22 protein-coding genes and 2 tRNA genes are annotated in these 22,122 nt (G+C 62.4%); 11 read left to right on the forward strand and 13 right to left on the reverse strand.

Annotation, left to right across the window (positions count from 1 at the left end):
- Positions 1-99: 99 nt before the first annotated feature.
- On the reverse strand, positions 100-897 hold the full coding sequence (locus tag ACILSQ_RS30690; RefSeq protein WP_395747529.1) for a nucleotidyl transferase AbiEii/AbiGii toxin family protein: 798 nt from the start codon (positions 895-897) through the stop codon (positions 100-102).
- 363 nt (positions 898-1,260) lie between these two features.
- Here ACILSQ_RS30690 and ACILSQ_RS30695 point away from each other — a divergent pair, with 363 nt between their 5' ends.
- From ACILSQ_RS30695 to ACILSQ_RS30705, 3 genes are all read left to right on the forward strand, one after another.
- A complete protein-coding gene (locus ACILSQ_RS30695) occupies positions 1,261-2,475 on the forward strand; it encodes a Tm-1-like ATP-binding domain-containing protein (protein ID WP_395747530.1) in 1,215 nt (404 codons plus the stop codon).
- Positions 2,476-2,537: 62 nt separating this feature from the next.
- A complete protein-coding gene (locus tag ACILSQ_RS30700; RefSeq protein WP_395747531.1) occupies positions 2,538-3,131 on the forward strand; it encodes a hypothetical protein in 594 nt (197 codons plus the stop codon).
- 92 nt (positions 3,132-3,223) lie between these two features.
- Positions 3,224-3,844: a hypothetical protein gene (locus tag ACILSQ_RS30705; RefSeq protein ID WP_395747532.1), complete on the forward strand. Its 621-nt coding sequence runs from the start codon at positions 3,224-3,226 to the stop codon at positions 3,842-3,844.
- A 107-nt stretch (positions 3,845-3,951) separates the two neighbouring features.
- On the opposite strand, the gene ACILSQ_RS30710 is transcribed toward ACILSQ_RS30705, so the two are convergent.
- On the reverse strand, positions 3,952-4,293 hold the full coding sequence (locus tag ACILSQ_RS30710) for a hypothetical protein (RefSeq protein WP_395747533.1): 342 nt from the start codon (positions 4,291-4,293) through the stop codon (positions 3,952-3,954).
- 420 nt (positions 4,294-4,713) lie between these two features.
- Here ACILSQ_RS30710 and ACILSQ_RS30715 point away from each other — a divergent pair, with 420 nt between their 5' ends.
- Positions 4,714-5,085: a hypothetical protein gene (locus ACILSQ_RS30715; RefSeq protein ID WP_395747534.1), complete on the forward strand. Its 372-nt coding sequence runs from the start codon at positions 4,714-4,716 to the stop codon at positions 5,083-5,085.
- A complete protein-coding gene (locus ACILSQ_RS30720; protein ID WP_395747535.1) occupies positions 5,082-5,615 on the forward strand; it encodes a hypothetical protein in 534 nt (177 codons plus the stop codon). The genes ACILSQ_RS30715 and ACILSQ_RS30720 overlap by 4 nt, the downstream gene beginning before the upstream one ends.
- A gap of 76 nt (positions 5,616-5,691) precedes the next feature.
- On the opposite strand, the gene ACILSQ_RS30725 is transcribed toward ACILSQ_RS30720, so the two are convergent.
- From ACILSQ_RS30725 to ACILSQ_RS30775, 11 genes are all read right to left on the reverse strand, one after another.
- On the reverse strand, positions 5,692-5,973 hold the full coding sequence (locus ACILSQ_RS30725) for a DUF167 domain-containing protein (RefSeq protein ID WP_395747536.1): 282 nt from the start codon (positions 5,971-5,973) through the stop codon (positions 5,692-5,694).
- 2 nt (positions 5,974-5,975) lie between these two features.
- Positions 5,976-8,270 (reverse strand): VWA domain-containing protein, encoded by a 2,295-nt coding sequence (locus ACILSQ_RS30730; RefSeq protein WP_395747537.1) that lies wholly within the window; start codon positions 8,268-8,270, stop codon positions 5,976-5,978.
- A gap of 37 nt (positions 8,271-8,307) precedes the next feature.
- Positions 8,308-9,360 (reverse strand): hypothetical protein, encoded by a 1,053-nt coding sequence (locus tag ACILSQ_RS30735; RefSeq protein ID WP_395747538.1) that lies wholly within the window; start codon positions 9,358-9,360, stop codon positions 8,308-8,310.
- A 62-nt stretch (positions 9,361-9,422) separates the two neighbouring features.
- Positions 9,423-11,579, reverse strand: coding sequence for a BatA domain-containing protein (locus ACILSQ_RS30740; RefSeq protein WP_395747539.1), 2,157 nt, complete (start codon positions 11,577-11,579; stop codon positions 9,423-9,425).
- Positions 11,576-12,235: a Uma2 family endonuclease gene (locus tag ACILSQ_RS30745; RefSeq protein WP_395747540.1), complete on the reverse strand. Its 660-nt coding sequence runs from the start codon at positions 12,233-12,235 to the stop codon at positions 11,576-11,578. Before ACILSQ_RS30745 ends, ACILSQ_RS30740 begins: the two co-directional genes overlap by 4 nt.
- 42 nt (positions 12,236-12,277) lie before the next feature.
- Positions 12,278-13,171, reverse strand: coding sequence for a DUF58 domain-containing protein (locus tag ACILSQ_RS30750; protein WP_395747541.1), 894 nt, complete (start codon positions 13,169-13,171; stop codon positions 12,278-12,280).
- Between the two features lie 180 nt (positions 13,172-13,351).
- Entirely contained in the window at positions 13,352-14,353 is a 1,002-nt protein-coding gene (locus tag ACILSQ_RS30755) for an AAA family ATPase (RefSeq protein WP_395747542.1), read from the reverse strand.
- A gap of 151 nt (positions 14,354-14,504) precedes the next feature.
- The gene (gene ispF / locus ACILSQ_RS30760; protein ID WP_395747543.1) at positions 14,505-14,981 is read right to left on the reverse strand and encodes a 2-C-methyl-D-erythritol 2,4-cyclodiphosphate synthase; all 477 of its coding nucleotides are present in this window, start codon (positions 14,979-14,981) and stop codon (positions 14,505-14,507) included.
- Positions 14,982-14,987: 6 nt separating this feature from the next.
- Positions 14,988-16,346, reverse strand: a complete 1,359-nt coding sequence (locus ACILSQ_RS30765) for a histidinol-phosphatase (protein ID WP_395747544.1) — start codon at positions 16,344-16,346, stop codon at positions 14,988-14,990.
- 81 nt (positions 16,347-16,427) lie between these two features.
- The gene (locus ACILSQ_RS30770; protein WP_395747545.1) at positions 16,428-17,486 is read right to left on the reverse strand and encodes a hypothetical protein; all 1,059 of its coding nucleotides are present in this window, start codon (positions 17,484-17,486) and stop codon (positions 16,428-16,430) included.
- A gap of 16 nt (positions 17,487-17,502) precedes the next feature.
- Positions 17,503-17,577 (reverse strand) — tRNA-Thr (locus ACILSQ_RS30775).
- 200 nt (positions 17,578-17,777) lie between these two features.
- Here ACILSQ_RS30775 and ACILSQ_RS30780 point away from each other — a divergent pair.
- The 6 genes from ACILSQ_RS30780 (at position 17,778) to ACILSQ_RS30805 (ending at position 22,062) form a co-directional block, all read left to right on the forward strand.
- A complete protein-coding gene (locus tag ACILSQ_RS30780) occupies positions 17,778-17,969 on the forward strand; it encodes a hypothetical protein (RefSeq protein WP_395747546.1) in 192 nt (63 codons plus the stop codon).
- Between the two features lie 64 nt (positions 17,970-18,033).
- Entirely contained in the window at positions 18,034-19,500 is a 1,467-nt protein-coding gene (locus ACILSQ_RS30785; RefSeq protein WP_395747547.1) for a sulfatase, read from the forward strand.
- Between the two features lie 79 nt (positions 19,501-19,579).
- Positions 19,580-19,999, forward strand: coding sequence for an exosortase system-associated protein, TIGR04073 family (locus ACILSQ_RS30790; protein WP_395747548.1), 420 nt, complete (start codon positions 19,580-19,582; stop codon positions 19,997-19,999).
- A 103-nt stretch (positions 20,000-20,102) separates the two neighbouring features.
- On the forward strand, positions 20,103-20,393 hold the full coding sequence (gene gatC, locus ACILSQ_RS30795) for an Asp-tRNA(Asn)/Glu-tRNA(Gln) amidotransferase subunit GatC (protein ID WP_395747549.1): 291 nt from the start codon (positions 20,103-20,105) through the stop codon (positions 20,391-20,393).
- Positions 20,394-20,454: 61 nt separating this feature from the next.
- A complete protein-coding gene (gene gatA / locus ACILSQ_RS30800; RefSeq protein WP_395747550.1) occupies positions 20,455-21,876 on the forward strand; it encodes an Asp-tRNA(Asn)/Glu-tRNA(Gln) amidotransferase subunit GatA in 1,422 nt (473 codons plus the stop codon).
- Positions 21,877-21,985: 109 nt separating this feature from the next.
- A tRNA-Arg gene (locus ACILSQ_RS30805) sits at positions 21,986-22,062 on the forward strand.
- The last annotated feature ends 60 nt before the right edge of the window (positions 22,063-22,122 follow it).

Consider the following 22,122-nt stretch of genomic DNA (forward strand, 5'->3'; position numbering starts at 1 on the left):
GGTGGGACCCCCTGACTTGGCGAGGAATCCGCCGGGTTCAATGCCGGAGGCGGGATTTGGGGGCGAAAAATGCCGGGGACCGTAGAAAGGCCGGGCGGATTATTGCTTCGCCATTCTTGGCCATGAGCCTCCAATTGAGCCGTAGTGGCGGACCAATTGATCCAGATAAAGGGAGCCGGGAATGGGTGAGACGGGCCGGCTCGTCTGTGGATCCAAATACAAACATCCGATTTCGGACGGTGGCAATTTTTCAACGAGCTGACGTCCTTCCTCTATGGCCATGGACCATCTTGCCTTGAGATCTTCAAGACGGAATTGAGCGGCGAGGTGCAGGCTGTCGATGTCGGCCTGGCGGTAGCGGGCGAAACGATCCGCGAGATCGAGAATAAGACGCGGGTTAAGGCCCTCATCCTTGCCCGCGGCCGCCCAGGCCAGCGTCCCCAAAGAGAGGTAGTTCTCGTGCAGATGGATGGCATCCACAAAGTCGCGAGGCTCGGCACGTCCTGAGAGGGCAAGCAGCTTGTTCGTGGCGGCATCCGCAAAATGCAGCCGCCATCCGAGTTCATCATCGGGTTCAACGGGATAGAAGCGAAAAGCGGAGTCATAGACCCATTCCAGCTTCACGCTGCCATCGTGCCGTGTGACGGTGGCGCGCTGAAACAGAGGCTGACGAAGCTGCCAGGAGACCGTGTACCCCGCGGCAACCAGAGCTGCTTCATCCGCTGCGGCTGATTCGGCCACGGCCGTTTCCAGATCGTGGCAGATGTCGATGTCCTTCGAATAGCGCGGAGTTTGCGCAGATGCATTGAGAACGGTGGCGCCAAAGATGAAGCTGTTGGGGCTGCGGCCGCGACGGAGAGTGGAGAAGACTTCGTGCTGGAAAGCAGTTAACGGCATAGCTGGGCGGCGATCTGAAATGCGGTGCGATCCCCGTGTTTACGCAATCCTGCAATGACAATGGGCAGAGTGGATTCGTCCACCACGAAGTCGGGGGCCAGAGACCAAAAGCAGCGCGTACGATAGGTTTCAAACGCTGTTTTGGCGATGCGAAGCCGGTCCTGAGGGGACACTGGGTTCGATGAAACTGGAACTGTCGCTGGCATGACGGGCAAGGTGGTATGCTGTCCTACAGTGTCATACGCCGGCACAAAAGGCACGAGGGATTTTTGGGTGTCTCACCCCGTCAACCCCGGTGCACTCCGGATAGGAGCAGGTGTGAAATGGTTGCTGTTCTTCCCCGGCCCGCTTTTATCCTGCCCCATGGCAACCATCGCAGTCCTCGGCACGCTCGACACCAAAGGTCAGGAACACGCCTATGTGGCGGAAATCATCCGCGCACGCGGGCATCAGACCCTCCTCATCGACACCGGCAGTGGCGATGTGCCGCAGGTGCCGCCGGATGTCACGCGCGAGCAGGTGGCGGCGGCGGGGAAGGTGGATCTCGCCGGCATCATGGCGCGTCAGGATCGCGGCGAGGCTGTCACCGCCATGGCGGGCGCGGCGGCGGCGTTTCTCTCCGCGCTGGTGGCCAGCGGCAAGGTGCAGGGCGTCATCTCTCTCGGCGGCGGCGGCGGCACCGCCATCGGCACAGCGGCCATGCGCGCGCTGCCAGTAGGTTTCCCGAAGGTCATGGTCTCCACGCTGGCCGCAGGCAATGTGGCGCCGTATGTGGGCACGAAGGACATTGTCATGTTCCCCAGCATTGTGGACGTCAGCGGCATCAACCGCATCTCCCGTGTGCTGCTCGCCCGCGCAGCAGGTGCCATCTGCGGCATGGTGGAAACGACGGTGCCATCAGGCGAGGACAAGCCGCTCATCGCCGCCTCCATGTTTGGCAACACCACGGAATGCGTGAACCGTGCGAAGAAGATTCTCGAAGACGCCGGCTACGAAGTCCTCGTCTTCCACGCCACCGGTACGGGCGGCAAAATCATGGAGTCGCTCATCGAAAGCGGCATGTTCGCCGGCGTGCTGGACATCACCACCACGGAGTGGGCGGACGAACTCGTGGGCGGCATTCTCAGCGCCGGACCGACACGCCTGGATGCAGCTGGCAAGGCCGGCATCCCCGCCATCATCACCCCCGGGTGCCTGGACATGGTGAACTTCGGCGAGCGCGCCAGCGTGCCATCGAGGTGTGAGGGGCGGCATTTCTACATTCACAATCCGCAGGTGACTCTGATGCGCACGGATGCTGCCGAGTGTGCGGAGCTGGGCCGCATCCTCGCCTTGAAGGCAAATGCGTCTCGCGGTCCCGTCACCGTCCTGCTTCCGCTTCGCGCCATCAGCATCATCAGCGCGGAAGGGAAGCCGTTTCATGATGCCGAGGCCGATGCCGCGCTGTTCGACGCCATCCGCCAAAATCTCCGCCCCGGCATTCCGCTGGTGGAAATGGACTGTGAAATCAATGCGCCGGAGTTTGCGGCGGCATGCGCGAAGGCGCTGCTGGAGAACATCTCCAAAGCGGCCGCCTGATTGCAAATTCGCACCTGTTCTGTCGTTGCGCACCCGGGCCATCGGTCCACAGTGGCGGCGTCATGAACTACCCGCTCACCTTCCGCTTCAAGCTTCTGGCTTTTTCACCGCAGATCTATGTGACGGACGCGGAGGGCAGGACGGTCTGCTATGTGAAGCAGAAGCTGTTTCGCTTCCGCGAGAAGGTGGAGGTGTTTACGGATGACTCCCGGCAGACGCTGCTGGCCACCATCGAGGCGGACCGCATCATCGACTGGTCGGCGCGCTACACGTTCAGGTCTCCCTCCGGGCAGGAACTCGGCGCGGTGGGCAGGCGCGGCCTGAAGTCCCTGTGGCGTGCGCATTACGATGTCTTTGCCCCCGGGGCGCAGACACCCACGTTTGCGATTCAGGAGGCGAACCCGTTCGTCAAGATGCTGGACGGCATGGTGGGAAACATCCCCGTCATCGGCATGTTCACCGGCTACATGCTGCATCCCAGCTACATCGCCACGCGTGGGGAGGGCGGTGCGCCTGTGGTGACGCTCACGAAGCAGCCCGCCTTCCTCGAAGGCCGCTTCGGACTGACCCAGCAAAGCCCCGCCGATGATGGCGAGCAACTGGCCCTGCTGCTGTCCTTTCTGATGATGAATCTGCTGGAGCGGGCGCGGGGTTAAGGCGGGACGGAGGAGCTGCTGCAAAGTTTGGGCGGAGGCATTGATCGTCGGGACCGATTGCAAATACCCTGCTGTTCTGTCATTGCAGGCGCATGCCGTCGGCTCACAATGACCAACGCATGTACTATCCGCTGACCTTCCGCTTCCCGATTCTGTCCTTCACGCAGGAGATTTACGTGACGGATGCCTACAGCGGGGCGATTTGCTTTGCGAGAGAGCATGTCTTTCAACTTCGTGAAAAAGTGGAGGTCTTTGCGGATGATACGGAGAGGTCGCTGCTGGCCTCCATTGAGGCGGACCGCGTCATCGACTGGTCGGCGCGCTACACCTTCCGGGCTCCCGACGGGCGAGAGCTGGGATCCGTGGGCAGGCGGGGGATGAAGTCGCTCTGGCGAGCGCACTACGATGTGTTTGCTCCGGGAGCCCGGACGCCCACTTTCGTGATTCAGGAGACGAACCCCTTTGTGAAGCTGCTGAACGACCTGGTGGGGGAGATCCCAGTGCTTGGCCTGGTGACGGACTTCGTGCTGCACCCGGGCTACCTGGCCACACGCGTCGACGGCGGAGCGCCCGTGATGAAGCTGACCAAGCGGCCCTCGTTTGATGAATGCCGCTTTGTGCTTGCCGAGAAAGGCCCCGCCACAGAGGGGGAGCAACTGGCGCTGCTGCTGTCGTTTTTGATGATGAACCTGCTGGAGCGGGACCGCGGGTGAGGGGGGGAGGGGGGAAGTTTGCGGTTGTTGGCGATGGTTTGCAGTTGTTTGCAGTGGTTGCCGGAAGAGGGAGGGCGCGATTGGGGTTCAGTTCGCCACGCGCTCACTCAGCATTGCGGAGTCTTGTCCGCCTCGCGCACGATGCTGGCGCGCTGGAGCAGGAGCTGGCCTTGCTTGATGGTGAAAAATTCGAAATGCGGATCCTCCTGGTCGTCGTCGATCTCGCAGCGCAGCTCGCCTTCGGCATCCACCAGGGTTTTGGCAACCTCTATGAAGACTTTGAGGATCGCACGGTCACGCTCCCGGCCCATCCAGGAGAAATCCAGGGACTGCAGGGCCAGGTCCACCTCCAGGCCGCTTTCCGCAAACACTTCATCCAGATGGTCCGCCTTGTCGCGGGCCAGCATGGTGAAGCTGAAGCTGCCGTCGTAAGTTCTGATTTCGTTCATGTTCCGCATGCTTCGCAGCTTTTTCCCGGCAGGCCACTTTTAATACCAGGCACAGTTGAAAATGAGTCTGCGCGAGTGGTATTCGATTGAGATGAAAGTGATGGGTGATGGCGGAAGAGGAGTGAGGCGGGATGCGTTGCAGACGCTGCTGGCACCCGGCGTGGTGTTGAGGAGCGCTGGATTTGCTGACCGGATTTCGCGTGCGCGACCCAGGGCTTGCTCGTTCCTCGCGGCGCCCTGGGCTGAATCCGCCGCCCCTTTGGGGCTGGTGAAAGTTTGGGGCGGTGTGGCTGAAGAGAATCGCCTCGTTTTCAATGGATCGTTGTATAAGCCTGAGCCGTGTGGAAAAACCGGCACTCGGACAGCCGGTGCGTGTGGAAAAAGCTTCTCAGGGCTGCGCCAACACGTTAGAATGGGCACATGGTGATGAAGGCTGTGCCAGACATCCGGCCGAGGAAGATGCGAGGGCTCCCAGCCCTGGTCGCGTTTTTGGTGGTGCCGCTGGTGCTCTCACCCATCGCGTTGGGGCTGCATCTCACGGGCGTGCTGCTGCTGCCCGCGGGGCTGCTTTATGGCGTGGCACTGCCCATGACGGTGCTCTTCGTGGCATGCCTCATCAAGTTTTCCTGGGAGGCGAGAATCCTCATGGTGCTCTGTACCGGTGGTTTGTTTGTGCTCGCTCTGCAGGTGATGAAAACGATTCGCGAAAAGCAGCGACGGGCGGACGATGCGCGGCAGGAAAGGGTGGTGTCGAAGGCCTCCGCTGTTTTTGGTGATGACTCTGCATCATGAAATCCGCGCTTCGACTGGTGGCTCTGATTGGCGGCCAAATGGCGGTCGTGCTGCTTCTGGCCCGAGTCGTGAGATGCAAGCCAGTTTGGCTCGATGACGTCAGTGTGAACGTTTGGGCCGCGTGTGTTTATGGCATTCCGGCGATTCTTGGGTTTCTGTGCGGGCTGCGTTTTGTGCGGCTGCCACCGGCGGGGTGGCGGGGGAGGGTTCTCAGTGTTGGGGCGTCATTACTCGGCGTGTTCGTTGGTTTCCATGCGGGCATTGTCGTCCTGCAGCAGAGCGACATGTGGCTCACGTCCCGGTATATCCAACGAATGCAGGCGCAGCTACGGGCGGACGCACGGTTCAAGGAGGTACGGCTGATCGGTTACAGCTGTGATTTCATCCTGTTTCCCTACATTCCAGTGGGGGGAAGTGTTGCGAGTGAGGAGGATCGCAAGGAACTCAACCGACTGCTGAAGGCGGGCCATCCTCCCGGGTATGCGCATGGGGGATCGTATCTTGTGCGAAAGGTGACAGGGGTGCAGTAGGCCAGGCTTTTGACTTCATCTCGTCACGGGCGTCAGATCGTTCGAGGGAGAGGGCTCTTGTTCCGCAGGAACGAGGCTACTTTGGCAGGCGCTCCATCACGGCGGCGGGGAGTTCCACGGTCTTCTGCCGGCTCGATGTGCCGCGCAGGAGGGTGATCTGGCCCTTGGGGCAGTCGAGCTCTTCGGCCAGGAAGCGGATCAGTTCTGTGTTGGCTTTTCCATCCACCGGCGGCGCGGCCAGTTTCACCAGCAGCACCGGGCGGCCTTTCTCATCCGCCGTCCATCCGGCGAAGGCGGATTTCCTGGCGTTCGGTGTCACGCGGACGGCGAGCTGGGTGTGAGCAGTGGAGACGGCCATGATCAGACGAGTTTCAGCCGCTTGCGCATGAGCCATTCGATGGTGAGCAGCAGGATGGCGGCGCTGAACCACCACCAGCTCGACCAGAGGATGGTCTCTTTCGTGATCACCTGCTTGCGGTCGATGCTTTGCAGCAGGCTGGGGAGATCGGTGGCGGCCTGCTCTTCGCGCAGGAAGCGGCCGCCGCTGTTGGTGGCCATGGTTTCCAGCAGCATGCGGTTCATCGTCAGCGTGGCCCACTCGGGATTGCCCGTGTCAGACACATGCAGGGAGAGGCGGGCATCGCTGCGTGGCGCGCTGGGGCTTTCCGCTACGGCGATCTCATAGGTGCCTGCCTTCAGCGGCGGGGTGAGCGCCCGGTAGATGCCGATGTGAGTGGGGTCGGCCTCGAGCTGCAGCGTGGCGACTTCGGTGCCGTCGTGCAGCAGATAGGCGCGCGGCTGCGCATCGGTGATGATGTCGCCTTTGTCATTGCGCACGCGCACACGGATTTCAGAGGCTTCGCCGGGGGAGTAGCGCAGGCGGTCGGTGCCCAGGGAGAGTTTTTTCTGGTCGATCTGAAACGGCGGCGCGGCGATCCACGCGGCGAGCTGCATCCACAGGCGCTGGTGGTACAGGTCCGCCACCTGGAAGCGCCAGCGCCAGAGCTCATCGGTGCCGAGATAAAGCACCGCGCCGGCGCCCACCTGGCGGAAGACGATCGCAGGCTGCTGCGCTTTGGCGAGGGTGATGGCCGCGGGCAGAGGCTCCACGTTGGAGTGCCAGTTCACTTTGGAGAGCGTCGGCCACAGGGCGGTGTTGGCGCTGGGGCTGTCGCTCAGGCGCAGGGCTTCGAAGCGCTGGCCGTCGGTGGTGAGCTCGAGGCCCGTCGGGGCGGGCTTGGTGGTCTTGCTGTTGAATTTGACGGGGATGAGCGGGGCGGTTTTGCCCTTGCTCCAGTCGTGGAGCTTGCCGCGCTGGCCGTCGATCATGATGAGGCCGCCGCCGCGTTTTTCCACGAACTCGATGATCCAGTCGAGGCTTTCCGGCTTGAGGCGGTTGATGGCGACCTCGCCGAGGATGATGAGGTCGTAGCTCAGGAGATCGTCGCGGGTCTTGGGGAAATCCTTTTGCAGGGTGCCGTCGGCGGGGTTGTCGGCCATGTCGTCAAAGATCATGGTGGCCTGCCAGCGCTCATCGCGGTCAAAATGGCTGTGGATGTAGCGAAACTCCCAGCGCGGACGGCCGTCCATGATGAGCACCTTGCGCTTCTTTTCCAGCAGGTGAATGGAGAGCTCGCGGGCGTTGTTGGAGCGGGTCTTTTCCAGGGCGGCACGGTCGCCGCTGGCGGAGATGAGGATGTTGACGTTGCGCAGTGTTTTATCGCGCTGACCGGGCGCGGGCGGCGGCAGCTCGGCCACGGGAAAGACGAAGTCGAAGCCCTTCTCGCCTTTGCCATCCGTGGTGAAGTCCTTTTTCCACAGCACCTTGCCCTGGCTTTCGATGCGGACATTGGCGGGCACGCCGGAAGGCATGCTGTCATTGACGGTGAGACGGCCCTGGAAGTTTTCCTTGGAAAAGACGGACTCAGGCGCGGTGACGGCCAGCAGGGAAAGGTCCGCCGGCGGGATCTCCGTGCCAAAGCCGATGGTGAAGATGGGGGTGCCGCTGCTCTTGAGCGCGGTGCTGAACTCCTCCGGGGAGCCGGTGGAGTTGTGCTGGCCGTCTGAGAGAAGCACGAGGGCGGTGCCTGCGGCGGGAGGGCCGAGCGCGGCGCGGAGGGTTTGATCAAGATTGGTGATGGGCGAGGTGGCGGGGAGCTCGAAGGCGGCGGGCATGTCGCCGGAGGTGTCCTTGCCGCCCTGGCGGTACCACCAGAGGCGCTGGGTGTTCATGCCGCGCAGGGCCACGAGCTCGACGTCCTGCGTTTCGGCCAGCTTTTTCAGCAGGGGTGTGGTGCCTTTGAGCAGGAGGTCTTCCGCGCGCTGAAAGCGGGCCTTGGAAGTGCCCGCGGGGGCGCCGGGCGCCTCATCGGTGAGCTGCATGCTGGCGGAGCTGTCCACCGCGACGACAACGCGGCCGAGCTGCCGGTGGGTGGTGACGTGGCGCAGAATCGGACCGGCCAGCGCGAGCACGAGAATGAAGACTGCCAGCGAACGCAGCACGGCCGACATCTGCGCAGCGCGGCTGTCCACAAACTTCAGCTCACGGCGGTAAAGGAACCACATGAGCGTCGCGAGACCGAACGCGAGCAGGATCACCGGAAGCGGCGGATAGCCGCCGGTGAAGCGCAGGGTGGTTTCGGTCTGGAGATTCATTTAGAAAGGTGAGGTGGACGGAGTGTGGCGGGCAGGCTCAGGGCTTGTAAGGGACGATCTGGCCGCGATCGGCAAGGGCGGCGAGCGTCCCAAGATAATAACCACCCTGGCGGCCGGGAGGCAGAATGGCCGCGATCTTTCCCTCTTTGGCGTTATACACCGCGGCAGGATGACGTGTGTCATCAAAGTTCATCCCGAAATAGCGCAGGCGCTTGAGGATATCAGGGGAGGTCATGCCGGGTTTCAATCCAAGCCGTCTGGCTCCCTCTGCGCTGATGCTGGCCATTGAGAAATAGGCCATGCCGGCAGTGTGGTCGCTTTCGATGAGCTGCTCGAGCTGCAGCCGCAAGCCATCACCGTGGTAACCACGGATGTGGACACGGCTGCTGGCCAGCTCGGAGATGTAGCGGATGATCTCCATCGTGGGCACGTCCTCGAGGTCGAGACTGATGAGCGGTTCTGGATCTTTCTTGGGAGAATACCAGTCAGGACTGATCATCTGCGGAGGTTTGCCGGTGGCCTGAATCCAGATCTGTTCCAGCGCTTGGGTGGCGGGCAGTTTTTCGACCTTGTAGGTTTTCAATTTTTGGGTGAACACCATCAGATCAGATTGCTGGGTCTTTTGGATCTTCTGCTCGAACTGATCTGGCGCGACGAGCTGAAAGTAATCTTGGAAAAGTTCAAAAACGTTGGCGGTCAGCCGCGAAAAATCAGATTCGGTGCCGGGTTGGAAGCGGACAAGCTTCTCCAGTTCGAGGTCAACGGCGGCTTCTGGGGAGGCCAGCAATGTGCCGAGGTGCCTGAGGGCATCATAAATTTGAGTGCCCGCTTTGAATGCGTTCTTTTCCAGCGGTGTCCCTTTTTCGAGTGGCAGGAGCAGCGGCAGCAGCTCTTTCTCGTAGGTTTGCCTGAGTTTGTCTCCATCCTTGAGTCCCGAGACACCCAGTTTGGAAAAGGTGCCCGTCCAGGATTCGAGATAGTTGAGCGCTTTTTTTCGAGATTCGACCGGGAGCTTGGCAAACCCCTCTGGATACAATTTGCCAAGGGCGTTGTGGCGCTGCCCGGGCTCATCGGCAGCGATTGCATTCACGCAGGACATAAGAAGCAGTCCCACAAGGCATTTCAAAATGGAATGGCGGGCGCGCATCTGTCTCAGCCTTTGGCAATGTGTTGTTGCAGCAGCACTTCGGCGAAGAGCAGCAGCAGCAGCGCGATGAGCAGCGGCTGCCAGAGTTCGCTGCCGTGGCGGCGGGTGCGGTCCAGCGCCTGGTAGGCGGGCAGGGTGTCGGCAAAGGCGGCGTCGTGGCGCTGGGCGATCTTTTGAATGTCCGCCACTGGCAGCGCTTTCAGATCGGACTCGGTGCCGTCGATGTTGAAGGCCAGCAGCGTCGTCTTTTCCGTGCCGACCTTTTGCAGTTGGAAGATGCCAGGCTGGGCGATCACCGGGCTCTGTACGAAAACAGAGTCGCCTTCTTTGACCGACTTCAAGGTTTGCGTCTGGCCGGTGGGGTCTCGCAGCGTGAACTCCGAACCGATCTCCGCTTTCTCCAGCGGCAGGCGCACGGTGGAACCGACGAGCTGCCAGGCGGGCGCGCTGCCTTCGGTGGCTAGGTAGGTCGTGAGGCGCTGCATCAGCGGCACAAAGAAAGGCTGCAGCGGCAGATTGCTCCACTCCGCATTGGCCGTCGTCGCGGCGGCGATGACGCGCCCGCGGCCGTGCTTTTTCTCGATCATCAGCGGCACGTTGCGGTCGAGGTTGAAGATGCGCTGCGTCTTGTCTCCCTGCGGCACGAACTCCAGCCAGTGGCGGAATTCGGCGTCCTGCAGGCGTCCGGAGCGGGCGTCGTTGAAGTACAGCGCGGAGGGATGGGTGAAGCGCTGCATGAGGATGCGCGCGGGCGGGGAGTCGGAATCAGCGCGGCCCTGTCCTTTGATCGCGGCGGGGTACAATCCCTCGCCTTTGCGGAAGAAGTCGCGGTTGTACCAGTCGATGTTACATTCGGGACCGGCGAAGACGAGGAGGCCGCCGCCTTCTTTGACGAATTTGTCGATCTCATTCAGCGTGTGGGCCTGGAGTTTCTCCACATCGGCCATGATGATGACCTCCTGCTGGCGCAGGTCTTCGTTGCGAATTTTACGCAGGTCCACCTTCTTGGTGCGGATCAGGTCCTTCAGCGTGGCGGCGGCGAGGGTGTGGGGCTCCAAAGCGATGTCGATGAAGTCTGCGGCGCCCTCGAGCGGCTCGTTGCTGGGCTTGCCATCGATGAGCAGGACGTTGAGCTGGTTGCGCACCTGCACGATGGAGAAGAAGGCGTTGTCGTCGGCAAAGCTGTCTCCTTCCAGACGCACGGAGAGCGAGTGGTCGCCCACCTTGTCAAAGGCATGCGTGAAGGAGAGCACGGCCTCGCCTTCCGGGGCCAGCGAAACACGCGCGGTGCGCAGGCGCGCGCCATCCGCTTCCAGATGCACGGGAATGTCCTGCCAGGGGCGCTTGCCATGGTTTTTGATGCGCACGCGCAGACCCACGGGCTGGGATTCCGCGGCGACGAGCGCGGAGATGTCAGCGCTGGCGATGCTGAGATTTTCCGCCAGGTCGCTGCCCACGCGATAAAAGGTGATCTGCGGCCTGGGCTCCTGCTTGGAGAGATTGTCGAGGGCGGGCAGCGCTGCGCCTTCCGCCACGGCCTTCCAGTCGGCCTCCTGGAAATCGGAGATGATGACGACTTCGCGCGCGGCATTGGGCGAATCCTTCAGGGCGGAGGTGGCGGCCTGAAAGGCGTCATTTGCCGAAAGCGGGCCGGCCATGGAGGGTACGTCGCCGAGTTTCTTGGGGACGAGATCGCGGTCCGTGGTGGGCTGGTCGAGCAGCTTGCGCGGGGTGCCGCCGGAGAGAACGACCTGCGCGCTGGAGCCCTCCGGCAGATCGGTCAGCATCGTCTGCAGGTCCTGCCGCGCCTGCTGCATGACGGTGCCGCCTGCCAGCGTGGTCTGCGCCGCGGGCGCGCGCATGGAGAAGGAGTCGTCCAGCATCACCACGAGCGAGGAGCTGCCGAGCCCGAGGGAGCGCAGCGCCGCGAGCACCGGCCGCGCCAGGCACAGCGCGAGCACGATGGGAATGGAGATGCGGACGAGGAGCAGCAGAAGCTGCTCGATCTTCATCTTGCGCTTCCGCTGGCGGATCACCTCATGCAGCAGATGCATGGCGCCCCAGCGCACGGTGATGACCTTCCGCTTGTTGAGCAGATGGATGATCAGCGGGATGAGGAAGGCCAGGCCGCCCGCCAGGAGAATGCCGTTGAGGAAACTCATTTCGGATTCCAAATATGGCGCATGGCCTCGGCGTTGACCGCGGAATCAAAAACGGCCCTCACGGGCATCTCGAATCCGGGAATGACTGTGCTGCTGAGCAGGCCGTCTTTTTGAGCCTCCACAGGCGGATAGCTGCTGCCCTCCAGGCGGTAAAGCTCCACGGTCTCAGCGACGGTATCGACGATCCAGTATTCGCCGACACCGTGCAGCGCGTAGTCTTCGAACTTGATGCCGCGGTCACGATGTTCCGTGGAGGGCGAGAGCACTTCGACAATGAGGTCGGGGATGGGAAACCTGAGTGTGTCAGGCGAGATGAGGCCCGTTTTGCCAACGCCGAAAAACATGAGGTCCGGCTCGTAATCGTTGCGCGGAAAGCTGGTCATGGCTTTCTCAATCTGCACATCGCCCAGCTTGTGATTGCTGACATGGCTTTCCATGAGCTTGAAAATGGCCTTGGTGGCCTGCAGGTGCTGGTTGAGCGCCGGCGAGTGCATGATGATCTCCCCCTGAATGAACTCCCATTTGTGCTCTGGCGTGATGTCCGCGTAAAACTTCTCCCGCAGCTTCCGCTCAGCGGCCAGTACACCCAGGGCGTGCTGGATGATCTCCGGCAGGTCGGGGGATTGAAGGACGGCTTCGAGAACGGCGGCGCTCATGAGTGAAGGTGGTTCATGGAGTCGGAAAAGGCAAACAAGGTGTCAGCGCATGCGCAGGGAGAGATAGCTGCGCAGCGCGGCCGAGTGGGACTCATCCGTGGGCAGGCTCAGGTAATCGACCTGATGTTTGCGGAAGCCGTCCTTGAGCTGGGCGGCGAAGTTCTGCTGCGCCTCCATGTAGCGCAGGCGGATGGTGGCGGGGTCCAGGAGGAGGAAGTCATCGTTGTTCTCCAGGTTTTCAAAGCGGGCCCAGTTGCCGAAGGGGAAGTCGATCTCGTCGCGGTCCCAGAGCTGGACGGCGATGATCTCGTGGCCCTGCTTGCGCAGGATGCCGATGGAGCGCAGGAGCGCCGCGGGATCATCAAAGAAGTCGCTGATGAGGATGACCAGTCCGCGGCGTTTGAGGCGCTGGGCCAGGGACTCGATCACCGGGGCGAGGCTGGTGTCCTTGCCAGGCTCGGTTTTCACCATCGTCTCCAGCAGCAGATGCAGGTGCGTGATCTTGGTGCGGCAGGGGATGATTTCGCGCACCTTGGAGTCAAAGGTGATCAGGCCCACGGCGTCCTGCTGGCTCATGAGGAGGTAGGCCAGGGAGGCGGCCAGCTTGCGGGCGTAGTCAAACTTCTGGACGCCCTTCTGGCCGCGGTAGGCCATGCTGCCGCTGGCATCCAGCACCAGCGTGGCGCGCAGGTTGGTCTCTTCATCAAACTCGCGGATGTAAAAGCGGTCCGTGCGGCCAAAGATCTTCCAGTCCAGCCGGCGGATCTCATCGCCCTGCACATACGGCCGGTGCTGGCGGAACTCCACGCTGAAGCCTTTGTGCGGAGAGGCATGCTGGCCGGTGGTGAAGCCCTCCACGACGGTGCGCGCAAAGAGCTGCAGGGACTGCAGACTCGTGATGTCTTCGGCCTGGAGAATGTCGGAGAGCGTGGCCACGGGGGATGTGAATTGGGAGGCGTGGAGTGCGGCGGGGGAGAATGACGAAATCAGAATGAGGAGTGACGAATTAAATCCGAAACACCAAGGCCGAAGTTAGTGGCCTGCGCTTCTTCGTCATTCGGACTTCATCATTCATTCGTCATTCCTCATTCTGGTTTCGTCATTGTGGCGCAGCCATCAAAGCACTCGCGTTTCTCCCTTCTTCGTCTTCTTCACCAGCTCGGCGATGATCTGATCCACCGTGATGCCTTCGGCTTCGGCATGGAAGGTGGGGACCAGACGGTGGCGCAGGGCAGGGGCGGCGAGGGCTTCGATGTCGTCCGTGGTCACATGCGTGCGGCCTTGAAGCAGGGCGCGCACTTTGCCCGCGAGCACCAGCATCTGGCTGGCGCGCGGGCCGGCGCCCCAGCTCAGCATGCTTTTCACATACTCAGAGGCATCCGGTTCCGTGGGCCTTGTGGCACGCACGAGATCGAGAACGAAGTCGATGACATGATCCGGCACGGGCACCTTGCGGGCGAGCTGCTGCGCGGCCTGCAGCTCTTCGGCAGTGATGACGGCCTCGATCTCCTGGGTGTCGCCGCCGGTGGTGCGGGCGATGATTTCGCGCTCGTCATTGCGGGTGGGGTAGTCCACTTTGATGAGGAAAAGGAAGCGGTCCTTCTGCGCTTCCGGCAGCGGGTAGGTGCCTTCCTGCTCGATGGGGTTCATCGTGGCCAGCACAAAGAAGGGCTTGGGCAGCTCATGCGTGACCTGGCCCACGGTGACATGCTTTTCCTGCATGGCCTCCAGCAGGGCCGCCTGCGTCTTGGGCGGCGTACGGTTGATTTCGTCCGCGAGGATGATCTGGGAGAAGATGGGGCCGGACTGGAAGACCAGCTTGCGGCGGCCGGTGTCGGCATCTTCCTGGATGATCTCGGTGCCGGTGATGTCCGCGGGCATCAGGTCAGGCGTGAACTGAATGCGGCGGAAGCTCAGGTGCATCGCGTCGGCCAGCGATTTCACCAGCAGCGTTTTCGCCAGGCCCGGCACGCCTTCCAGCAGGCTGTGGCCGCCGGCGGTGATGGCGATGAAGACCTGCTCAATGACGGCCTCCTGCCCCACGATGCGCCGGCCAAGGGCGGCTTTGAGTTTGTTGTAACCAGAGACGAGGGCGGCAGCGGCGGCGGAGTCGGACATGAGGGGAGGGCGGAATGACGAATGAGAGCGTGAGAAATCGGCGGCGGGTGGCGTCGTGGTGAACACGAGGACGGAACGCGGGTTCTTTCCGCTCTTCTGCACATGGTGGCAAGAAGACAAAAAAGAGAACAATCCGGGCGGCGGGGCCGGACTAGATCTTGCTGACGCAGGCCACCGCCATGGCGGCGATGCCCTCCTCCCGCCCCACAAAGCCCAGGCGCTCGTTGGTGGTGGCCTTGACGCCCACCTGGTCGGGCTGAATGCCGAGCGCCGTGGCGATGTTCTGCTTCATGGCGGCGGCATGGGGCTTCACACGGGGGGCCTCCGCCACGAGCGAGGCGTCCACGTTCTCAATGCGCATGCCTTTCCCCGTTGCGATCTCCGCGCACTTTTCGAGAATCTTCAGGCTGCAGATGCCCTCGATGCTGGGATCGCTGGGTGGAAACCAGTGGCCGATGTCCGGCTCACCCAGCGCGCCCAGCACCGCGTCTGCGATGGCGTGGCTGAGCACGTCCGCATCCGAGTGCCCTTTGAGCCCGCGCGAATGCGGAATGGTGACTCCGCCGAGCACCAGCGGGCGGCCTGTTTCAAAGGGATGGACGTCGTAACCGATGCCAGTGCGAACCATAGGAGATCAGGCGTTGTGGTCCGCGGCCTTCTTCAAGCTGGCGAGCACATCGGAGATCTGCAGGTCGATGCGCTGGCGGTTGAGGAAGTAGCTGACTTTTTCGTAGCCTGCTTCGGTGAGGTGGTTCAGGGCGGTGACAAAGTGCTCGCCCACGCGATTGGAACGGTGGGAGTCAGAACCGACGACGACCGGGATCTTGCGCTCCGCCATCATGCGCAGCATTTCGAGGCCCGGATTCATTTCGGAGTAGCTCTTGTTCAGGCCGGAGGTGTTGAGCTCCATGGCCACGCCGGTGGCGGCGATGCGGTCCAGCGCGGTGGCCACGGTGTTTTTCACGATGGCAAAGCACCAGGAGTCCGGGTGGTAGTTCTTCACCAGGTCCGGATGCGCCAGGGCGTCATACAGGCCGGACTCGGCGGATTTGGCAAGGTGGTCGAAGTAGGTGCGGCGGAAGTTTTCGATGGTGCCGGTCTCAAACTTGTTGAGGTACTCCTTGGCCTGCCAGTGCACAGCACCGAGCACGTAGTGGAAGTCGGCGCGCTGGTGCAGGTTGGCGATGTACTCCTCGCAGCCGGGGAAGAATTCGCTCTCGATGCCGAGGCGGATGTCGAGCTTGCCCTTGAAGGCGTCCGCGGCGCGCTGAACCAGGGCAACGTAGGTGTCGAACTCGCTTTCCGCCATGCGCACGGTGGGCCAGAAGCCGTTGGGCATCGGGCAGTGGCAGGTGAAGATGATGCCCTTCAGCCCTGCTTTCAGGGCCTGCTGGGCATATTCTTCCGGCTCGCCCCAGGCGTGTTTGCACAGCGGGGTGTGCATGTGGGAGTCGTAAAACAGCGCGCCAGACTTGGTGGGCCCGGGAGGCGGCAGTGGCTGGGAGGGGATTCTTTTGGCCGGCAGCGGCGGCGGCGCGGCCACCACTTCCACCGGCGGTTGAGCAGCCTTTTTGGCCGGTGCGGCAGGAACCTTGGCAGGGGCGGGTACCGGGGCGGGCTTGGCAGCGGGAGCAGCCGCGGGAGGCTTGGCCGGAACGGCAGGGGCGACCGGTTTGGCGGCAGGGGGCTTGGCGGCGGCGGCGGGTCTGGCAGGCACCTGCGGCTTCGCGGGTTTGGCCGCCGGCTTTGCAGCGGGTTTGGCGGGAGCAGCCTTGACGGGGGCGGCCTTCGTCGGCGCGGATTTGCCCTTCGGCGGGGAGGCCTTGGCCACCGGCTTTTTCACCGCATCCTTGCTAGGCGCCGCCTTTTTGACGGGCTTCTTCGGAGCCGGCTTTGCAGCAGCCTTTTTCGGAGCAGGCTTCTTGGCGGGCACCGGTTTCTTTTTGACCAGTGCTTTCTTGGCCGGCGCGGCTTTGGCCTTCTTGAGGACCACCGTCTTTTTCGATTTTGCCGCAACAGGCCTGGCCTTGCCTTGGGCCGCCTTTTTCGTGTTTCGTTTAGGTTTGCTCACAGTCTAGCTCCTGGTTCCGTGCAATATCAGCCAGCCCTTGCCTTCGACGTCCGCGATCCGCGCATTTTTGCCGTTCCCGGTGGGGCCGGGGAAGCAAAGGCGCAGGGTCAGCGGGACGTCCTTCCAGTTTCCGGTCTGCAGTTGCTGGAGGAGAGGTTGGAATTTAGGATCTTTACGATCAAAGTAGGCATAAATGACGTCATTATCGTCAGGATGCTTGATTTCCAGCACCTCGCTCCCCATCGGGGAGGCCTCAGGCGGCAGGTTCTGCGGTTTGGAGGCGATGACGCGGAAGAGCTTTGGCGCGGTCGGCTGGGTCTTGAGAAACACCTCCCAGTCCAGCTCGCTGTAGCGGACGGAGCTCTCCCAGTCCACCCGGAAGCTGCCGTCCGTCATCTCCTCAATGATGAGGCTCACCGGATCGGCATTGGCAAAAACCGCCTGGGCGTAGGCGAGGCGGTAGCCGGGCTCCTCCACCGGAAGCACCCAGCCCAGGGCTTTCCACTCCAGCGGGGTGTGCGGATGGCCGCGGTAATAGTATTCCATTAGCGGCCGCACCCGCTGCGGGTCGCGCGCAAAGGCGAGCCGCTGGTCCACATTGGCGGCTTCAAAAAAACCACGCACCGAGAGCTCGATCTTGGCGCGTTTGTGCTCGATGTCCTGAATGGAGGAGGGGGGCGCGACGCCTGCCGGGTTCTCGGCATTCGCCCCTGGAGATGCAACGGCACGGGCGGGCGCGGCTTCGGCGGCGGGGGCCGCCGCCACCCGAGGGGTGCTGCCAGACTGCGACTGGGCTCCGCCGTCGCTCAGCAGGGAAGGCTGCTCCTTGATGTTGCCTGACCAGCGGCGTTCCAGATCCTTGTCATACACGGACTTCACGTACTCGGGATTCACGCGGGCGGATTCCCAGAGCTTTACCATGACCACGCGCACCACGGTGGCGATCATGACCACCAGCGCCATGCAGCCTAAAATCGTGGCGACAGCATTGATCATGGCCTCCCGCCGCCGTGCTCGGCTGCGGCGTGGCGGATCATTGTCAGCGATGCTCGGATGGGTCATGACAAACACGCGTTGGTGGAGCCGAAGGCGGGATTTGAACCCGCGACCCTCGCATTACGAATGCGATGCTCTACCACTGAGCTACTCCGGCTTAAACGTGTGACTTTAAGCCGTCATTATATAAGGGGTGCTCAGACCTTGTCATTTGCTTTCTTTAACGGGCCGAAAAAATCATGGGAAATCCAGGGGCGCCGGACGCCACGGCGCCGCCCTGCGCCGCGCCATCGTGGCAGCTTGCACTTGAATCTGGGGCGGACTGCATGGATCAGTCAAAAAATGACCAGCCCCACGATGCCCGCCCCCCTCGGAACACCCTATGGTGAATTCCTCGCTGAACAGGAGGAAATCCTGCGGCTGAAGTGGCTGGCCAGCGAGCGCCAGGGGCACGACATCGGCTTTGAGTACGCGCTCAATGACTGGGCGCGCAACCACCGTGCGGAGTGGCGCAGCATGCGCAACAAGCTGCTGCGTCAGCCGGCCTGAGTTTTTGCCCCCGTGGCGGAGAATGGCGGGCAATATTGCCGCCCCTGGCGCGTTATCCCCGGCCATGATTTTCCGCGCCACCGTCCTCGGATTCCTCTCTCTCCTAGCCGCTCCGCTGCTGCATGCCGCGGCGCGCACCAATGTCCTCTTCATCATGGCGGATGACCTGCGGCCGGAGCTGGGCTGCTACGGCTCGGTGGCGGTGACGCCGCACCTGGATGCCCTGGCCGCGCGCGGCATGCTTTTCCGCCATGCCTACTGCCAGCAGGCCGTGTGCAATCCCTCCCGCTCTTCCATGCTCACCGGCCTGCGTCCGGACACCCTGGGCCTCTACGTGAACGGCACCCACTTCCGCGAGCTGAAGCCCGGCGTGACCACCCTGCCGGGGTGGATGAAGGACCAGGGCTACACCACCCGCTGCGTGGGCAAGATCTTCCACAACTGGCACACCAAGGAGCATGGCGACCCGCGCTCATGGAGCGCCCCGGAATTCCTGCACTACGCCAATCATGGCGATGACGCGCCCCAGGTCAGCGGAGAGCTGCCGCCAAATCTGGCCACGCTCTCCAGCACCCTGCGCCAGTATGGCAAAGTGCCCCTCTGCGAATGCCGGGACGTGCCGGACGAGGCCTACTACGACGGCCGGGTGGCCGCCGAGGCCGTGCGGGTGCTGGGAGAGGTCAAAGACCAGCCCTTCTTTCTGGCCGTGGGTTTCTGGAAGCCGCACGCCCCTTTCAATGCGCCTAAAAAGTACTGGGACCTCTACCAGCGCGACCGCCTGCCGCCCTTTGACCCCGCCCGGCCTGCCGCCGCGCCCGAGATCGCCTTTCATGCCAGCACGGAGATTCTAGGGCCGGCGGAAAATCAGAAGCGGCCCACGGCGGAGCAGGCGGCGGAGATGCGGCATGGCTACTTTGCCGGCATCAGCTACATGGACGCCCAGGTGGGGAAGGTGATGGCCGCCCTGGAAAGGCACGGCCTGCTGGACTCCACGCTCATCGTGTTCTGGGGGGACCACGGCTACCATCTGGGCGAGCACGGCCTGTGGGCCAAGACCTCAAACTTTGAGCTGGATGCGCGCGTGCCCCTCATCATCGCACCGCCCAAGGCCCGGCACGCTGGCACCAGCACAGAGGCCCTGGTGGAGATGGTGGACCTCTTTCCCACCGTCACCGCCCTGTGCGGGGTGCCGCAGGCTTCAGGGCTCGATGGCGTCAGCCTCGTTCCAGTGCTGAACGACCCGAAGGCCAGGGTCAAAGACGCCGCCTACACCCAGTTTCCACGCCCCGCCTACCCGGACCGCACCCCGCGTGGAAAACCGGAGGTGATGGGCGTGAGCGTGCGCACCCCCACGCTGCGCTACACCGAGTGGCGGGACTACGACACCGGCAGCGTGGTGGCGGATGAACTCTACGATCACACCCGCGATGAGGCGGAAATGAAAAACGTGGCCTCCAGTCCGCAGGAAACCGCCGCCCTGCAGCAGGCGCGCCAGCTTCTGTACCGCCAGTTCCCGCCAGGGAAGCGATAAACACGCAGAAAGGTGTCAAAAAAGCGCAACTTAATGGTTGCCAAAGACCCGTAAATTTTGTTAATCCTCATTAAGCCACATGAAAAATCGTTTTCTATTCCTTGCCGTCACCCTCTGCGCTCTTTCCAGCATCGCTTATGGTGACATCCAGTCCCCCCCCGGCCATCATTTTACCTGGAGCCGGAAACTCAGCCGTGGCGTGGGCAACATCCTCTTTGGCTGGTTTGAATACCCCGCCGTCTGGCGCAAGACCAACCAGTCTGACGGCTCCATCGCAGCCGCTTCCGATTTCATTGTTGAAGGCACCAAGCGCACCCTGGTGAGAGCTGGCTACGGTCTCTATGAGATCGCGACCTTCCCGATCCCGAGCTGGAAGCGCACCTACCGCCCGCCCTATCATCACAAGGAAAACGTTGACAGCTGGTGGGGCTACACCGAGTTCGCTCCTGAAGTGGGCTTCCGCTCGGAGATTCCGTATTCTTCCTTCCAGGGCTGGTAAATCCGCCGTCAGGCAGGCTTTTTTCGAGGCACAGACTGCAAACAGTCTGTGCCTTTTGCGTTGCAAAGCTTCTGTCCCGCTGGCAAGAAAGGGCCGTCTCCTCATGCCTGAAGACCATCAGATAAACATCCTCCATGTGGCCAGGCTGGCCCGTCTTGACCTTTCGGAAGAAGAAGCCAGCCATTATGCCGCCCAGTTGGGCAACATTTTGACCTACATCGACACCCTCACCCGGTATGATCTGGAAGGCGTGGAGCCGACGGCGCACGCCATCCCGGTCTATGATGTGCTGAGGGCGGATGAACCCCGCCCAGGCTTCACCCAGGAACAGGCGCTGGCCAATGCACCCAAACGTGTCGCTGATCAGATCCAGATCCCCGCGGTGATCGAGTAAACCGATCTCGCCCGCACCGTCACCGCCGCAGCCGCCGCCGCTTTTTTCCCGCTCCTTTCCTATGCTTGCCTCCTCCACCATCGCAGCCCTGCGCAAAGGGATCACTGCGGGTGAAATCACGCCACGAGACATCGTTCTGGATGTCGCCAAATCCATCGAATCACGCAATGCGGAGATCGGCGCCTACCTGTCCTGGGATGTCGATGCCGCCCTCGCGGAGGCGGATCGTGCGGACACCACCAAGCCATTGGGCGGCATCCCCATCGCGATCAAGGACAACATGAACGTCACCGGCCAGCCCTGCACCTGCGGCTCGCGCATTCTCTCAGAGAATTACAAGGCCCCCTACGACGCGGGTGCCATCGAGCTCATGCGTGCCGGCGGTGCCATCCCCTTCGGCCGCCTGAACATGGACGAGTTTGCCATGGGCTCCAGCACGGAGAACTCCGCCCTCGGCGTCACGCGCAATCCGCGCGACCTTTCCCGCGTGCCTGGTGGCTCCAGCGGCGGCAGCGCGGCGGCCGTGGCCGGAGATCTGGCCGTCGCCGCCCTCGGGTCTGATACCGGCGGCTCCATCCGCCAGCCCGCGGCCCTCTGCGGCTGCGTGGGCATCAAGCCCACCTACGGCCGCGTCTCCCGCTTTGGCCTGGTGGCCTTCGCCTCTTCGCTGGATCAGATCGGCCCCGTCACCAAGACCGTCGAAGATTCCGCGCTGCTGCTCAACCACCTCTGCGGCCACGATGCCCGGGACTCGACCTCGCTGAATGTCGAAACGCCGGACTTCACCGCCGCTCTCGGGCAGGACATCAAGGGCCTGCGCATCGGCCTGCCCAAGGAATATTACATCGACGGCATCCATGCCGGTGTCTCTGCCAGTGTGCAGGCCGCCATCCGCAAGCTGGAGTCTCTTGGTGCCATCATCGAAGAAATCAGCCTGCCGCACACGGAGCTCGGCGTGGCCACGTACTACGTGCTGGCACCCGCGGAAGCCTCGGCCAATCTCGCCCGCTTTGACGGCGTGCGCTACGGCCACCGCACCGGCAGCGCCAAGGACTTGCTGGAGCAATATACAAAATCCCGCTCCGAAGGCTTCGGCCCTGAGGTGAAGCGCCGCATTCTCCTGGGCACCTACATGCTCAGCTCCGGCTACTACGATGCCTACTACATCCGCGCGCAGAAGGCCCGCACGCTGATCCGCAATGACTTCACCGAAGCCTTCAAGAAGGTGGACGTCATCCTCTCCCCCACCAGCCCTACGCCCGCGCACAAGCTGGGAGAGCTGAAGGACAATCCCCTCGCGGCCTATCTGGAGGACGTCTTCACCATTCCCGTCAATCTCGCCGGCCTCCCCGGCATCAGCCTGCCCTGCGGCAGTGTGGAGGTGGAGGGCATCGCCCTGCCCGTCGGTCTGCAGATCGTCGGCAAAGCCCTGGATGAAGCCACCGTGCTGCGCGTGGCCCATGCCTATGAGCAGTCACGCTGAGTGCCGCGCACGAACTGAATAAAATCTGCCCGGATTGATTGACAAAAGAATGCACTGGTCTATTCTCGTTGCCCGCTGTTTCCGAACAGCGGCTTGAACAGGTTTCAACGCACCCGTAGCTCAACGGATTAGAGCATCTGACTACGGATCAGAAGGTTTCAGGTTCGAATCCTGACGGGTGCGCCACTCATTATGAATGAGTTAAATCAATGCTCTAGTTGGCGCGTTATTTCCTCGTGTGCACTT

The sequence above is a fragment of the Prosthecobacter sp. genome (assembly GCF_044227185.1).
GTDB lineage: Bacteria > Verrucomicrobiota > Verrucomicrobiia > Verrucomicrobiales > Verrucomicrobiaceae > Prosthecobacter.